This is a genomic window from Hydrogenophaga sp. (assembly GCF_050250835.1).
In the GTDB taxonomy this organism is placed as follows: domain Bacteria; phylum Pseudomonadota; class Gammaproteobacteria; order Burkholderiales; family Burkholderiaceae_C; genus Hydrogenophaga.
On record NZ_JBFWNX010000005.1, the window covers coordinates 23,930 to 38,148 of the forward strand.

The following is a 14,219-nucleotide window of genomic DNA, read 5'->3' on the forward strand; positions in this document are numbered from 1 at the left end:
CCACCCGTTCCCGAGGAGACACCCTTGACCGAGTTGATCCGCTCCGTGCTGGAGACCGACGGTGTGCTGCTGGCCACCATCGACATGCCCGATCGCACCATGAACGTGTTTTCGTTCGAGCTCATGGGCGCGCTGGACGCGCTCATGGACCGGGTCGAAAGCGATGAGGCGGTGCGTGCCGTCGTGCTGACCTCGGGCAAGTCCAGTTTTCTGGCCGGTGCGGATCTGGTCATGGTCAGGGGGTACTGCTCGGAAGCGCGCCGCGAATCGCACGAACACATGTTTGAGCGCTGTGGCCGCCTGGGGCGCCAGTTCGTGCGGCTGGAAGCGAGCGAAAAGCCATGGATCGCCGCCGTCAACGGCCTGGCCATGGGCGGTGGTCTGGAGCTCGCGATGGCCTGCCGCGCTCGCGTCGTGGCCGACGACGCCCGGATCCAGCTGGCGTTGCCCGAAATCCGCTGGGGGCTTTTGCCCGGCGCCGGTGGCACGCAACGCCTGCCGCGCCTCGTGGGTTTCGAGCTTGGGCTGGACCTGCTGCTGACCGGGCGCTCGCTCTCGCCGGCCGAGGCGGTGCGGGCGGGCTTGTTCGCGCACGCGGTGCCGGCCGATCGACTGCTGGAACAAGCCCGCACGATGGCACGCAACCTGATGGGACAGGCTTACGACCCCCGGCTGAAATTCGCTCATCTGGCGCAGGCCGACGTGCCTGTACACGGCGACGAGACTGCACGTGCCCTGGCGTTGCACCATGGCGTGAGCGATGACACCTTCAGCCGCTACCCCGCCTACAGCGCCATCGTCGACAGCGTGCTCAAGGGCGCGCGCCTGCCGCTGGCCGAGGCCACGGCGGTGGAGATGAACCAGTTCCTGCGCCTGATGTTCAGCCCCGTGGCCGGGCGCATGGTGCGTACCCTGTTCCTGGAGCGTTTGCGGGCCGAACGCGAGCTGGCGCCGCCCAGGGACACGCAGCTCGCCTCCATCCGGCACGGTGCATTCAGCGCCGGACGGCAAACCTGGGCGCAGGCGCTGGCGCGGGTGAAGGTGCCTTGCACGCAGGACGACGCGCTGTCCGCCGATTCCTTGGCGCTGACCGATTCGCTGGGCCACACGTACAGCGTGCGGGCACGCGTGCTGGGCGATGCCGCGCAGGCCGGGGAGGGCGAGACCGTGGTGGTGCTGGCTCCGGCCGGCGCCTACGGCCGCGTGTTGGAAATCGTGGGTCGAGCGGATGAACCGGCAGCGGCCCTGGCCGCCGCATTGGCGCAGCGCCTCTGGGCGGTGCCCTGGCGCTCCAACGGCACCACCGGCCTGCTGCAGTCGCTGGTGGGCAAAGACCTTCCCGAGCAGGCTGCGCTGGCGCTGCGCTGGGCAGCACGACCCGGTGCGGGCGATCCAGCGTTCCTGGATGTGGCGGCCTGTCTCTCGGGCGTGGCGCCCGGGTGGAGCGGCGGTCCCCTGGCCTGGCTGTGGGACGAACAGGCGCGGGTGCAACCCGCACTGGATGCTTCCGCAAGCGCCGCGTGGGAGGTGCTCAAGCCGCGTCTCGCGCAGGACTTTGCCTGATGGATCGCGGGCACATCGGCTTCACCACGGCGCCCAGCGAGGCGTTGATCGACGCCTGGCGCGTCAAGCTGTTCTGCCAGTCGATCGGCGAAGACAATCCCGTGCATTGGGACCCGCAGGCTGCGCGAGAGGCTGGCCTGCCTGGCTGCGCCGTTCCGCCCACGTTTCTCAAGGCACTCGAAGGCGAACACTTCAGCAGCGTGGCCCTCCTGAAGCTGCTGAAGGTGCCGATGAACCGCGTGCTGCATGCCGAGCAGACCTTCGACTACCTCGCGCCGGTGTCGGTCGGCGATCGTGTCTCGATCAGGCGCCGCATCAGCGACATCCAGGACAAGAAGGAGGGCGCGATCACCTTCGTGATCGTGGACACGGACTACCGCGTTGGCGATCGCGCGGTGGCCAGCAGCCGGCAATCCATCCTGGTGCGAAACCCGAACAAGGCCGCGTGATGCCTGCCGCCGAGTTCCCCGAAACGCTGGACCTGTCCTGTGGGCCGGTCACCGCCGTGGACCTGGCCCTGTTTGCTGCGGCATCGGGCGACCACAACCCATTGCACCTCGACGCCGACGTGGCACGCGCCGCCGGCTTCGAACGCCCCGTGGTGCATGGCATGCTCACCATGGCCTTCGCGGGCCGATTGATCACGAGCCATTTTGGGCCGGGTTCGCTGGTGCGGCTGCACACCCGCTTCACAGCGGCGGCAAGCCTGGGCGACACCATCAGCCTGCACGGCGAGCGCGCGGAGTTGAACAGCGGCCTCGCCCGCTACCGCGTGCAGGCCACGAACCAGAAGGGCACGGCGCTGATGAACGGCGAAGCGCTCGTTCGATCCCGCACCTCGACATGACACAGCTGCGACTGATCGAAGGCCTTCGCCCCGGCATGCGGGTGTTCCAGCCGACCATGGCCAACCAGTCGGCCTTGCTGGTTCGCGAACTGAGCGCGGACCCCGAACGGGCGGCGGGCGTCACCTTCTGCGGCGTGCAGTTCCCCGGCATTGACACCTTCGATCCGCTCGCCCTGCATCCCCAGGTTCGGCAGTGGTCGGCTTTCATGACGCCCGGTCTGCGGCCCGGTGTGCGCGAAGGTCGCGCGGCGCTGGTGTCCATGGACTACCTGGCGCTGACACGGCAACTGCTCAACGGTCCGCCCATGGACCTGGCCATTGCCCACCTGAGCGAGCCCGATGCCGATGGCTGGTGCTCCCCGGGCCTCTCCGCCGATTTCCTGCCGCTGGTGTGGCCGCGTGCGCAACGCCGTGTCGCGCACCTGAATCCGCTGATGCCTCGCCTGCCCGGAAGCTTTCGTGTGCATGTGTCCGAACTGGATGCGCAGGTCGTTTCCCCCGAACCCCTGCTGGATTTCAAGGAACCCGTCGAGGGCGAGATTGAACGGCGCATCGGCGAACACGTGGCCGGCCTGGTGCGCGATGGCGACACGTTGCAGTTCGGCATAGGCTCCGTGCCGCTCGCTTTGGCCAACGCCTTGCGCCAGCACCGTCGCCTGCGTTTCCACGGCGGCCTCATCAGTGGCGGCGTGCAGACCCTGTGGGAGGCGGGTGCGATGCACGAGCCTTCCCGCATCACCACCGGCGTGGTGCTGGGCTCGGCAGCCCTGCGCAGCTTCGTGTCGGAACTGCGCTCCTTGTGGCTCACCTCGGTGGACCACACCCATCGGCTTGCCGCGCTGGCCGACATTCCGCGCTTCATGGCGATCAACAGTGCGGTGGAGGTGGACCTGTTCGGCCAGGTGAATGCCGAGCGCATGGCCAGCGGCCTGCAGGCAGGCCCCGGTGGCTTGCCCGCCTTCGCGCTGGGCGCGCAGGCTTCGCCAGGCGGTCGCCTGCTGATCTGCCTGCCCGCCACCGCGCGTGGCGGCCAGCTCTCGCGCATCGTGCCCAGCCTGGGGGCCGGTGGCTTGTGCACCTTGCCGCGCCACATGGCCGACGTGTTCGTCACCGAGTTCGGCGTGGCCGATGTGCGCGACCTGGATGTTCATCGGAGGGCCGAAGCCCTCATCGGCATTGCGGCGCCTGAACACCGCGACACACTCGCCGATGCCTGGGCGCAGACAGGCCGGGCACTATGAGCGGCGCATCGCAGCCCCCTGAAGGTTTTCAACTCGCGCCCGTGGGCGGAGCCTTTGCCACCCACAATGGGCCGCTGTACGCTCGCTGGGCCGATCAACACCTTGTGCTGGGCTTTCGCGTCGAGCCGCGCCACACCAATCCCGGCAACCACTGCCATGGGGGCATGCTCAGCCTGTTTGCGGACATCTTCATCTCCACTGCCGCGCAGTACCAGACCGACATCCCTCGGCAGTTTCTGCCCACCATCAGCCTCGACATCGACTTCCTGGCTGGAGCGCCGCTGGGCAGCTGGGTGGAGGGCAGGGCGGAGGTCCTCAAGGTGACGCGAAACCTGATCTTCTCGCAAGGCCTCATCACCGCCGACGGCGACATCGTCGTGCGCGCCAGTGGCGTCTTCCGGCGAGGCCCGCTGTTGCCGGAAAGCGCTGCTGACACCTTCCTCAACTTGCCGGGCATGCCGGTCAAGTGAGCCATCGTCTGCCACGCGTCAGGGTGCGTTGGCAATCCGGATCAGCCGCTTGCCCCGGTTTTCGCCCCGGTAAAGGCCCGCAATGGCGTCTGGCGCCTGTTCCATGCCGTCGAGCACGTCTTCCTGATAGACGAGGCGTCCTTCGCGGATCCACTGCGCCAGGTCGCGCCGGGCCTGGGGATGGTGCTCTGCGTGGTCGAAGATCACAAAGCCGGCCATGCTCGCGCGCTTGACCAGCAGGTGGCGCTCGACCCTCGGGCCCTGCGGCCATGGATCCCAGCTCGACAACGACGCAGTGCCACAGACCACGACCCGCGCCCGGTTGGCGAGGTGGCGCATGACGGCATCGCTGATCGGCCCCGCCGTGTTGTCGAAGTAGACGTGTACGCCGCCCGCGCAGGCCTCGGCCAGCCGATCGGAGAAGTCCGCCGCCTTGTAGTCCACCGCCGCGTCGAAGCCGAACTGTTCCACGCACTGCCGCGTTTTCTCCGCGCCCCCCGCAATGCCAACCGCTCGGCAACCCATCAGGCGCGCGATCTGGCCCACGCAGGAACCCACGGCGCCAGCAGCCGTGGAGACCACCACCGTCTCACCCGGCAGGGGACGCCCCATTTCGCGCAGACCGTAGTGCGCGGTCACGCCGTTGATGCCCAGGACGCCCAGGTAGGTAGAGAGCGGGAGGTCGTTGTCGGTGATCACCTGCTCGATCGCGCTCACGTCCGCCACCGCGAAGTCCTGCCAGCCGAAAAGGCCGGTCACGCGCGTGCCGACGGGATAGTCTGGATGGTTGGAGCGGTGAATCCAGCCGGCGGTGAACGAGCGCATGACGCCCCCGATGGGAACGGGTTCCGAATAATTGGGCACCGCGCTGACCCAGCCGCGCATCGCTGGTTCCACCGACAGGAAGGCGTTGCGCACCAGCACCTGTGCCGGACCAGGCTCGGGAACGGGTCGGCTGACCAGCTCGAAGTCGCCGGCCTGAGGAATGCCGCTCGGGCGCCTGGCCAGCAAGATCTGGCGGTTCACGGGTGATGTCATGGATGTCTCCGGTTATGGTTTCTACCAACATGTGGATTGTACCTGTGTGGTAAAGTACGCAGGCGTACGATACATGTACGTACTCTACTGAAATCACAAGACGGAAGACAAGCACATGGCAGGGTTGTGGTTTGGTGAATTCACGGTCGGGCAAGCATTCGATCACGAGATCCGTCGCACGGTGACCGAGGCGGACAACATGTGGTTTTGCAACGCCACCTACAACCCGGCGGCCATTCACATCGACGCCGAGTACTGCCGAACCACCGAGTTCGGCCAACCGCTGGTCAACAGCATCTTCACCCTTGGCCTGGTGATCGGCCTTTCGGTACAGGACACCACGCTTGGCACCACGGTGGCCAACCTGGGCATGACCGACGTGGTGTTTCCCAAGCCGGTGTTTGCCGGTGACACGCTGCGCTCGCGCACCACGGTGCTGGAGACTCGGCCCAGCAAGTCACGGCCCAACGCTGGCATCGTGACCTTCCTGCACCAGGGCTTCAACCAGCATGGCGACGAGGTGGCCAGTTGCAAGCGCCAGGCGCTCATGCTCAGGCAGGTAGCGTGATGCCCCTGCGCTCTTTCCTTTTCGTGCCGGCCGACAGCGAACGCAAGCTGGCCAAAGGCTTGGCCAGTGAGGCCGATGCCCTGATCCTGGACCTTGAAGACGCCGTGGCCTGGACGAACAAGCCGCAGGCACGCCGCATGGCCAGCACCTGGCTCGAACAGCGCGCGAGCGACACCGCCGGGCCGCGCCGTTTCGTGCGCGTCAATCCGCTTGATTCCGGACTGGCGCTGGATGACCTGGCGGCCGTGGTGCAACCCGGCCTGCATGGCATCGTGCTGCCCAAGCCCACTTCGTCTGCAGACCTTCTTCGGTTGCACCACGTGCTTGAGGCGTTGGAAGCCCGGGCCGGCATGGTTGTGGGCGAGGTGTCGGTGCTGCCCGTGATCACCGAAACGCCGCAGGCCATGCTGAACATGAACACCTTCAGCGTGCCGCAGCCCCGTGTGGTGGCGGTGACCTGGGGCGCAGAGGACCTGTCGGCCGCCATTGGTGCCGTGAGCAACCGCGACGAGGACGGGCCACTGGCGCCACTTTACGTGTGGGCGCAGTCGCTGTGCCTCTGTGTGGCCGCCAGTTCCAGTGCGGTGGCCATTGACACGCTCTATGCGGACTTTCGAGATGCCGCGGGCCTGGCCGCTTCGTGCCGACAGGCGCGCCGCCGCGGATTCGGGGGTCGCATCGCAATTCACCCCGACCAGGTCGAGGTGATCAACACCGCGTTCAGCGCGACCGAAGCAGAGCTGGCGCACGCCCGCCGCGTGGTGGAAGCCTTCGAGCAGCAGCCGAACGCCGGCACCCTGAGCCTGGACGGTGTGATGTACGACATGCCTCACCTCAAGCAGGCCCGAAGGACGCTGGGCCTGCCCACCTGAAAACCCCGACAAGACACGAGACACAGGAGACAGCGGGATGGACTTTTCTGTCAGCGAAGATCATCGGGCGATCCGCGATGGCGTCAGCGCGGTGGTCAGGCGCTTTGGCGACGACTACTGGCTTGAACGCGACGAAGATGGTGAATTTCCCCGCGCGTTCCACCGCGCGATGGCCGATGCCGGCTGGCTTGGCATCACCATGCCGGTGGAATACGGTGGTGCTGGCCTGGGCGTGACCGAGGCGGTCATCATGATGCACGAGGTGGCCAGCCATGGCGGTGGCATGGCGGCCACTTCCACCGTACACATCAACCTGTTCGGTCCACATCCCATCGTGGTTTTCGGCACCGACGAACAGCGCCAGCGCTGGTTGCCGCGGCTCATTGCGGGTGAGGACCAATGCTGCTTTGGATTCACCGAGCCAGATGCGGGCCTGAACACCACGGCGATCAAGACTTTTGCTGAAAAGGTGCCCGGTGGCTACATCGTGCGCGGCCAGAAGGTCTGGACCTCCACCGCGCAGGTGGCCAACAAGATCATGCTGCTCACGCGCACGACGCGCATCGAGGACTGCAAGAAGCCCACCGATGGCATCACCATCTTCTACACCGACCTCGACCGCAGCAAGATCGAGGTGCGCAAGATTCCCAAGATGGGTCGAAAGGCGGTGGACTCCAACGCCATCTTCATCGACGGCCTTTTCATTCCTGATGAAGACCGCATTGGCGAAGAGGGCAAGGGTTTCGGCTACATCCTGCACAGCCTCAACCCCGAACGGCTGCTGATCGCCGCAGAGGCCATCGCCATCGGACAGGATGCCCTGCGCCGGGCCACTCAGTACGCGCGAGAGCGCATCGTATTTGACAGGCCGATCGGCATGAACCAGGGCATTCAGCATCCCCTGGCCGAGCGCTGGATGTCGCTGGAGGCGGCCTGGGCCATGACCATGAAGGGCGCCTGGCTCTACGACAGCCACCAGTCCTGCGGCGCCGAGGCGAACACCGCCAAATTCCTCGGCGCGCGTGCTGGCTACGACGCCTGCTTGCAGGCGGTGATGACGCATGGCGGCTTTGGCTATGCCAAGGAATACCACGTGGAACGTCTGTTGCGCGAAGTCACCATCACCCGCATTGCGCCGATCACCGAACAGCTCATCCTCTCGTTCATTGCCGAGAAGGTGCTGGACCTGCCGAAGTCCTACTGAGCGCACCCACCCACCGCGAGGCCCATCATGATCAAGAGAGAACTGTTCAACGAGGAGCACGAGGCCTTTCGCGACACTGTGAGGCGCTTCGTCGACAAGGAGATCGCTCCGCACCACGCAGAGTGGGAAGAAGACGGCGTGGTGCCGCGCAGTCTCTGGCTCAAAGCCGGCGAGGCAGGCATGCTGTGCTGCACGATCCCTGAGGAATACGGCGGCCTGGGGCTGGACTACCTCTTCGACGTCGTCGTGTTCGAGGAAATGGCCCGTTCGGGCTACACCGGCCCCGGCTTTCTCATCCACTGCGACCTGGTGGCCACGTACATCAAGTCTTTCGGATCGGAAGAGCAAAAACAACAATGGCTGCCCAGTATGGTCCGGGGCGAGGCGATCGGCTCACTGGGCATGACCGAGCCCCACGCGGGCTCAGACCTCAAGGCCATTCGCACCCGAGCGGTGCGCGATGGCGACGACTTCGTCATCTCGGGCCAGAAGGTCTTCATCTCCAACGGCCAGCTTTGCGATGTGATCGTGCTGGCCACCAAGACCGATTCCAGCGCTGGTGCCAAGGGTGTCACGCTGTTCCTGGTCGACACCAGCCTGCCAGGCTTTCGCCGCGGCAAGAACCTGCAGAAGCTGGGCATGAAGGGCCAGGACACCTCCGAGCTGTTCTTTGACGAAGTCCGCGTGCCGGCGTCGGCCATGCTGGGCAACGAAGGTGAGGGCTTTCAACTCATGATGACCAAGCTGCCGCAGGAGCGCCTGGCGCAAGCGATCCGCTCAGCCACCGTGTGCGAGACTGTCATCGACTACACCGTGGCCTACACCGCCGAGCGCAAGGCCTTCAACCAGACCATTGCCGACTTTCAGAACACCCAGTTCAAACTGGCCGAGCTCAAGACCGAGGCCGTGGTCGGACGGCAGTTCACCGACAAGTGCATCCAGCTTTTCATGCGCGACGAGCTCGACTCGGTGGATGCCGCCATGGCCAAGATGTGGCTCAGCAATCTGCATTGCAAGGTGGTCGACGAATGCCTGCAGCTGTTCGGCGGCTGGGGCTACATGTGGGAATACCCGATCGCACGCGCGTATGCTGATGCGCGGATCGTCAAGATTGCCGGCGGCTCGATCGAGGTCATGAAGCACATCATCGGCCGCCAGCTCATCGCCGACTACCGCCGAAACAACGCCTGAGCGCTGGTGGCACCACACCGCCCACGCATCACCATCGAATCCAAGAGGTCATTCATGTCTGTTCCCGACAAGCAACCTTTCCGCGCGGACGTTCTGAAGGGCAAACGCATCCTGATCACTGGTGGCGGCACCGGCTTGGGCAAGGAGCTCGCGCGCGCTTTTGTTTCCCAAGGTGCGGCGGTCTATATCTGCGGTCGCCGCGAGGCCGTGCTTGAAGCGGCGGTGGCCGAACTCATGCAGAGCGCCGCGCACGGTGGGCGTGTGGCGTATCACATCTGCGACGTGCGGGAAGCGGAACAGATCGAGGCCATGATCGACAAGATCTGGCAGGACGGCCCGTTGACGGGCCTGGTGAACAACGCCGCCGCCAACTTCATCTCACCCTCGGTGGACATCAGCCCTCGCGGCTTTGCCGCCGTTCGCTCCACAGTGATGGATGGTGCGCTGTTCGCCACGCTGGCCTGTGGGCGGCGCTGGATTGCCCAGGGTTTGCCAGGTTCGGTCGTCAGCATGCTGGTGACCTGGGTGTGGACCGGTTCGGCCTACGTGCTGCCCTCGACCATGGCCAAGACCGCCGTGCATGCCATGACCATGTCGCTCGCTGTCGAATGGGGGCGCCACAACATTCGCGTCAACGCCGTGGCACCCGGGCCTTTCCCCACGGAGAGCGCCTGGGAGAAGCTGGCCCCCATTCCCAAAGCCAATGTGGGCGCGGCGTCGGCCGACCAGGTGCCGCTGGGCCGATTTGGCCGCATGCCGGAACTGTGCAACCTGCTCACCTTCCTGCAATCCGATGGCTGCGACTACATCACCGGTGCCAACATCGCCATCGACGGTGGTCATCACCTCGCGGCGCCCAGCACCTTCGCCGAGCTGGGCAAGCTCACGCCAGAGGATTGGGCGGAGGCCAAAGGCATCGTGCGCGGCCGCGCAGAACAGGAAAAGGCGCAGCGCAGCGCCGGGTGAGCGAGAGCTCAGGCCGCCTGTCGTTCAGCGGCCTGCAGCGTGTTCACCAGCAACATGGCTCGTGTCATCGGGCCCACGCCCCCCGGCACGGGCGTGATCCAGCCAGCAACCTCCTTCACGCCTGCAAAGTCCACGTCGCCGCAGAGCCTGCCTTCGTCGTTGCGGTTCATGCCCACGTCGATCACCACTGCACCGGGTTTGACCATATCCGCCGTCAGCACGTTGCGCTTGCCCACGGCGGCGACGATCACGTCGGCCTGAAGGGTCATCGCCTTGAGGTCGCTCGTGGCACTGTGGCAGATGGTCACGGTGGCGTTTTTCTGCAGAAGCATCAGCGCCATGGGCTTGCCCACGATGTTGCTTCGACCGATCACCACCGCATGCTTGCCTTTGAGGTCGTAGTCGATGCTCTCGAGCATCTTCATGCAGCCATAGGGCGTGCAGGGCCAGAAGCCGGGTTGACCGACCATCAGCGCACCCGCGCTCGAGATGTGAAAGCCGTCCACGTCCTTGGCCGGCGATATGGTCTCGATGACCTTGTTTGCGTCCATGTGCCGCGGCAGTGGCAACTGCACGAGGATGCCGTGGACCGCTGGATCGCGGTTCAGGGCTTCGATGCGCGCGAGCAACTCGGCTTCGGCCATGTTGGCCGGGTAGCGCTCCAGCGTGGCCAGCAAGCCGGTCTCCGTGCTGTCGTTGACCTTGTGCTTCGTGTAGACCTGGCTCGCTGGATCCTCGCCCACGAGGATGATCGACAGCGCGGGCACGACGCCTCGAGCCCGAAGCGCAGCAGTGCGGCCGGCAACGTCGGCGCGGATTTTTCTGGAAAGGGCGTTGCCGTCGATCAGTTGGGCGGTCATGTCGAAGTGTGAAACAGCAGTTGAAAAAACGGAAACGCCCGCCGGGTGGAGGGCGGGCGTTGCAATGAGGGCGTGACGGGTGTGAATCAGGCCTTGGCGGGCGTCTGTCCCAACGCAATCTTGAGCAGGTCTGCCACGGTGTTCGCACCCAGCTTTTCCATGATGTTGGCGCGGTGCGCCTCCACCGTCTTGATGCTGATGCCCAGATCGTCGGCGATCTGCTTGTTCAGGCGACCCGCCACGATGCGTTCGAGCACCTGGGCTTCGCGGCTGGTGAGCTTGGAGAGCAGGGCGTCTCGACTGACCGCCTGCTGATGCGTGGCGAAGGCTTCGCGTGCGTGCTCGAGCATGCGCTCGACGAGCGCCACAAGCTGGTCTTCCTTGAACGGCTTCTGGATGAAATCGAGCGCACCCTTCTTCATGGACTCCACCGCCATGGGCACGTCGCCGTGGCCGGTGATGAAGACGATGGGCAGGGGTGACTGGCGCTCGATGAGGCGGTCCTGCAGCTCCATGCCGGTCATGCCGCCCATGCGGATGTCGGCGATCAGGCAGGCCACTTCGCGGGCATCGTAGCGGCTCAGAAAGGCTTCTGCAGATTCGAAACAGCGGACCCGGAAGTCCTTGCCTTCGAGCAGCCATTGAAGTGAGTCGCGCACCGCCTCGTCGTCATCGACCACGTAGACGCTGCCTTTCTTGGGGATCAAACTCATCTCGCTCTTTCTGTGTCCGTCAGCGGCTCTGTGGCGGGCCCAGCCGCGGCGCTGTGGTTCTGCAGCCGCGAGATCACGGGGATCCAGAAGCTGAAGCAGCAGCCCACCACCTCTTCGCCATTGTAGATGTTCTGCACCTGCATCCTGCCGTGGTGCGATTCCACGATGCTGCGGCAGAGTTTGAGGCCGATGCCCATACCCTCGCTCTTGGTGCTGTAGAAGGCTTCGTAGATGCGTTCGATCAATTCGTCGGGCACCCCGTTGCCCGAATCGCGCACCGAAAACTCAACCACGTCCTGATCGTCCAGATGCCTGGGGCCGACGCGAAGCTCCACGTACCGCTCGCCCGGCAGACGACCGGCCTGCGCAATCGCCTCGCCAGCGTTCTTGAGCAGGTTGATGAGCACCTGCTCGATCAGGATGGGGTCGACCATCAGGCTGGGCAGTCGAGCCGCCACGTAGGGCGACAGCCGAACCTGATGACGGCGCAGTTCGATTTCTGCAAGCTCGATCGCGTTGTTGACCATCTGCGCCACATCCGACAGGGTGGGGTTGGGCTCGCTGCGCTTCACGAAGGCGCGGATGCGCTGGATGATCTGACCGGCGCGCTGAGCCTGACGCGAGGTTTTGTCCAGCGCACCCAGGAGTTCGTCAGGGCTGATGCGCTGCTCCTGAAGGCGCGAGATCATGCCGTTGCAGTAGTTGGTGATGGCGGTGAGTGGCTGGTTCAGCTCATGGGCCACGCTGGAGGCCATTTCACCCATGGTGATCAGGCGGCTGGCGGTCTGTGCGCGCTCTGCCTGACGCGAGGCCTGCTCTTCGGCAAAGCGGCGCGGCGTGATGTCGCTGGCGATCACCATCTGCGCCAGCCGGCCATCGACCCAGGTCAGGTAGCGCGTGCGCACCTCCAGCCAGCGGTCGAGTTCTTCCACGAACACCTCGGCGTTCTCGGCCCCGGCGTCGGTCAGCGTTTCGGTGGGCATGCCGGCAAACGCGTCCACGGCGTCGCCGTCGTCCGGGCTGGGGGAGGGCTGGTTGCCCGCCAGATCGACGAGGTGCCGGTGGCCCAGGCCGCGTGTGCCAAACCACAGCCGGTACATCTTGTTGGCGAACAGCATTTCATCGCTGCCCAGTGGCGCTACCGACACGGCCGAGTCCAGCGATTCGAGCACCGTGGTGAAGCGCTCGTAAGACGCGGAAAGCTCCTCGCGGATGCGCTTGGGCTCGGTGATGTCGGTCATCGAGGTCATCCAGCCGGTCTGATGTCCTTTGGGGTCGATCAGTGGAGAGACGTACATCCGCGCATCAAAGATGCTGCCGTCGCGCCGACGCACCCGCACCTCGAAACCACCAGGCGTGGAGCGCCCGCGAAGCTCATCTTCGAGCCGCGCCGCCAGTTGGTCGTGGTCCTCTTCGGGCCAATAGGGAAATGGCGCCGTTCGCCCCACCAGTTCGCCTTCGGTCCAGCCCGTCATGGAGCAGAAAGCCGGATTCACGTAGGTGATGCGGCCTTGCATATCCAGCGCGCGCATGCCAGTGAGCATGGAGTTTTCCATGGCACGGCGAAAGTTGGTCTCGGCCATCAGTGCTTGCTGCGCCTGTACACGGCGCCGCGTGTGCCGCCAGGTGCCCAGCAGCATCCATACGGTCAGCGCGCTCAGCGCACCGATCACCCAGAAGAAGCCGCTGCCCACGATGTCTTGCGATGTGCGGTATCCCTGGGCCTTGAGAATCAAGCCATTTCCCACCGGCGAAACCGGCACCGCGTGCTCCAGCGGCGGATTGGACCAAGGCAACAGACGCAGCACGGATTCGGGCGTCTGAAGACTGCCGGCGAGCACGCGGTCCCGGTCGTCCACCAGCGCCACCGCGTACCGCGCCATGATCTCTGGCGGAATGCCGAAGCGCATCAGGCCGTCGATCGAATATTCGCCCATGATCGTGCCGGAAAAGCGCCCTTGCTCGCTCAGTGGGACGTGCAGCATCAACCTGGCGTTTCGAGCGTCGTCACCGAAGGGCCGGGAATACACCGGTTGCCGCAGGTCGCGAGCGAGCTCGAAAGTGCCGTCGGTCTCGCCTGCAGACAGCGAGCTGCCCACTGCACGGGTGAGTGCCACGGGCGCGCTGGGAGAGGCGTAGCTGGCCTGCACATTGCGCCGGCTGTCCACCCAGCTGATGGCCAGCATCTCGGGGAACTGGCTGACCAGCGATTCGACCTGGAACTCGAACTCCTCGCTCTCGATTTCCTTGTTGCTCACCTCGCGCGCCAGGCGCATGAGCTGCTCCTGCCTTTCCAGCAGCCTCAGGCGCAGGCGTTGCTGCGCGTACTCCACGTCCCGCGTGACGGCTTCCTGCTCGCGCTCGAGTTCTTCATAGCGCAGGTAGGTGATGGCGACGACGATGGCCGAGAGGAACAGCAGCACAGCCAGCAAGGGTCCGAGCGTGGCGAAGCGGTCCTGGCGAGAGGGCGGAAGGCGACGCCACCAGCGTTTCCACCACGCTGCCTGTGCAGGCGGCTTGTTCGTGGTAGTCGGCGACGGTAGCGGCTTCATGGAGGGCTCGAGTCTACGTGAGAGGACCTGGAACACCACACCACGTTCATGGACAATTGTCATTATATGAAATGTTGAAGCACATATTGAAATTGAAAACCTTTTGTGGAAAAATCCGTGACACTGCGGAGAGA

At 65.1% G+C, this 14,219-nt stretch carries 14 protein-coding genes; 10 read left to right on the forward strand and 4 right to left on the reverse strand.

What is annotated here, in order from left to right; translation table 11 throughout:
• Positions 1 to 24 precede the first annotated feature (24 nt).
• The 5 genes from AB7F11_RS08440 to AB7F11_RS08460 are packed head-to-tail and all read left to right on the forward strand — an operon-like array spanning position 25 to position 4,121.
• Positions 25 to 1,563, forward strand: coding sequence for an enoyl-CoA hydratase/isomerase family protein (locus AB7F11_RS08440; RefSeq protein ID WP_428290008.1), 1,539 nt, complete (start codon positions 25 to 27; stop codon positions 1,561 to 1,563).
• Positions 1,563 to 2,012: an FAS1-like dehydratase domain-containing protein gene (locus AB7F11_RS08445; RefSeq protein WP_428290009.1), complete on the forward strand. Its 450-nt coding sequence runs from the start codon at positions 1,563 to 1,565 to the stop codon at positions 2,010 to 2,012. Before AB7F11_RS08440 ends, AB7F11_RS08445 begins: the two co-directional genes overlap by 1 nt.
• Positions 2,012 to 2,410: a MaoC family dehydratase gene (locus AB7F11_RS08450; RefSeq protein ID WP_428290010.1), complete on the forward strand. Its 399-nt coding sequence runs from the start codon at positions 2,012 to 2,014 to the stop codon at positions 2,408 to 2,410. Before AB7F11_RS08445 ends, AB7F11_RS08450 begins: the two co-directional genes overlap by 1 nt.
• The gene (locus AB7F11_RS08455; RefSeq protein WP_428290011.1) at positions 2,407 to 3,651 is read left to right on the forward strand and encodes an acetyl-CoA hydrolase/transferase family protein; all 1,245 of its coding nucleotides are present in this window, start codon (positions 2,407 to 2,409) and stop codon (positions 3,649 to 3,651) included. Before AB7F11_RS08450 ends, AB7F11_RS08455 begins: the two co-directional genes overlap by 4 nt.
• Entirely contained in the window at positions 3,648 to 4,121 is a 474-nt protein-coding gene (locus tag AB7F11_RS08460; protein WP_428290012.1) for a PaaI family thioesterase, read from the forward strand. Before AB7F11_RS08455 ends, AB7F11_RS08460 begins: the two co-directional genes overlap by 4 nt.
• Before the next feature lie 18 nt (positions 4,122 to 4,139).
• On the opposite strand, the gene AB7F11_RS08465 is transcribed toward AB7F11_RS08460, so the two are convergent.
• Complete coding sequence (locus tag AB7F11_RS08465) at positions 4,140 to 5,159, reverse strand: NADP-dependent oxidoreductase (RefSeq protein ID WP_428290013.1); 1,020 nt, start codon at positions 5,157 to 5,159, stop codon at positions 4,140 to 4,142.
• A gap of 115 nt (positions 5,160 to 5,274) precedes the next feature.
• Here AB7F11_RS08465 and AB7F11_RS08470 point away from each other — a divergent pair, with 115 nt between their 5' ends.
• From AB7F11_RS08470 to AB7F11_RS08490, 5 genes are read left to right on the forward strand one after another with little or no spacing between them, the layout of a single operon-like run.
• Entirely contained in the window at positions 5,275 to 5,727 is a 453-nt protein-coding gene (locus AB7F11_RS08470; RefSeq protein ID WP_428290014.1) for a MaoC family dehydratase, read from the forward strand.
• Complete coding sequence (locus AB7F11_RS08475) at positions 5,727 to 6,599, forward strand: HpcH/HpaI aldolase/citrate lyase family protein (RefSeq protein ID WP_428290015.1); 873 nt, start codon at positions 5,727 to 5,729, stop codon at positions 6,597 to 6,599. Before AB7F11_RS08470 ends, AB7F11_RS08475 begins: the two co-directional genes overlap by 1 nt.
• Before the next feature lie 37 nt (positions 6,600 to 6,636).
• Positions 6,637 to 7,803, forward strand: coding sequence for an acyl-CoA dehydrogenase family protein (locus tag AB7F11_RS08480; RefSeq protein ID WP_428290016.1), 1,167 nt, complete (start codon positions 6,637 to 6,639; stop codon positions 7,801 to 7,803).
• 27 nt (positions 7,804 to 7,830) lie between these two features.
• Entirely contained in the window at positions 7,831 to 8,994 is a 1,164-nt protein-coding gene (locus AB7F11_RS08485) for an acyl-CoA dehydrogenase family protein (RefSeq protein ID WP_428290017.1), read from the forward strand.
• Positions 8,995 to 9,048: 54 nt separating this feature from the next.
• On the forward strand, positions 9,049 to 9,960 hold the full coding sequence (locus AB7F11_RS08490; RefSeq protein WP_428290018.1) for an SDR family oxidoreductase: 912 nt from the start codon (positions 9,049 to 9,051) through the stop codon (positions 9,958 to 9,960).
• A gap of 8 nt (positions 9,961 to 9,968) precedes the next feature.
• On the opposite strand, the gene folD is transcribed toward AB7F11_RS08490, so the two are convergent.
• The 3 genes from folD to AB7F11_RS08505 form a co-directional block, all read right to left on the reverse strand.
• Positions 9,969 to 10,820 carry a bifunctional methylenetetrahydrofolate dehydrogenase/methenyltetrahydrofolate cyclohydrolase FolD gene (gene folD / locus AB7F11_RS08495; protein ID WP_428290019.1) on the reverse strand — a complete coding sequence of 284 codons (852 nt, stop codon included), beginning with the start codon at positions 10,818 to 10,820 and terminating at the stop codon, positions 9,969 to 9,971.
• Positions 10,821 to 10,906: 86 nt separating this feature from the next.
• Positions 10,907 to 11,533, reverse strand: coding sequence for a response regulator transcription factor (locus tag AB7F11_RS08500; protein WP_086123488.1), 627 nt, complete (start codon positions 11,531 to 11,533; stop codon positions 10,907 to 10,909).
• A complete protein-coding gene (locus tag AB7F11_RS08505; RefSeq protein WP_428290020.1) occupies positions 11,530 to 14,085 on the reverse strand; it encodes a PAS domain-containing sensor histidine kinase in 2,556 nt (851 codons plus the stop codon). The genes AB7F11_RS08500 and AB7F11_RS08505 overlap by 4 nt, the downstream gene beginning before the upstream one ends.
• Positions 14,086 to 14,219 lie beyond the last annotated feature (134 nt).

Coding starts and splice junctions, on each gene's coding strand:
- AB7F11_RS08445 (WP_428290009.1), top strand. CDS start 1,563: ATGGATCGCGGGCACATCGGCTTCACCACGGCGCCCAGCGAGGCGTTG.
- AB7F11_RS08450 (WP_428290010.1), top strand. CDS start 2,012: ATGCCTGCCGCCGAGTTCCCCGAAACGCTGGACCTGTCCTGTGGGCCG.
- AB7F11_RS08455 (WP_428290011.1), top strand. CDS start 2,407: ATGACACAGCTGCGACTGATCGAAGGCCTTCGCCCCGGCATGCGGGTG.
- AB7F11_RS08460 (WP_428290012.1), top strand. CDS start 3,648: ATGAGCGGCGCATCGCAGCCCCCTGAAGGTTTTCAACTCGCGCCCGTG.
- AB7F11_RS08465 (WP_428290013.1), bottom strand. CDS start 5,159: ATGACATCACCCGTGAACCGCCAGATCTTGCTGGCCAGGCGCCCGAGC.
- AB7F11_RS08470 (WP_428290014.1), top strand. CDS start 5,275: ATGGCAGGGTTGTGGTTTGGTGAATTCACGGTCGGGCAAGCATTCGAT.
- AB7F11_RS08475 (WP_428290015.1), top strand. CDS start 5,727: ATGCCCCTGCGCTCTTTCCTTTTCGTGCCGGCCGACAGCGAACGCAAG.
- AB7F11_RS08480 (WP_428290016.1), top strand. CDS start 6,637: ATGGACTTTTCTGTCAGCGAAGATCATCGGGCGATCCGCGATGGCGTC.
- AB7F11_RS08485 (WP_428290017.1), top strand. CDS start 7,831: ATGATCAAGAGAGAACTGTTCAACGAGGAGCACGAGGCCTTTCGCGAC.
- AB7F11_RS08490 (WP_428290018.1), top strand. CDS start 9,049: ATGTCTGTTCCCGACAAGCAACCTTTCCGCGCGGACGTTCTGAAGGGC.
- folD (WP_428290019.1), bottom strand. CDS start 10,820: ATGACCGCCCAACTGATCGACGGCAACGCCCTTTCCAGAAAAATCCGC.
- AB7F11_RS08500 (WP_086123488.1), bottom strand. CDS start 11,533: ATGAGTTTGATCCCCAAGAAAGGCAGCGTCTACGTGGTCGATGACGAC.
- AB7F11_RS08505 (WP_428290020.1), bottom strand. CDS start 14,085: ATGAAGCCGCTACCGTCGCCGACTACCACGAACAAGCCGCCTGCACAG.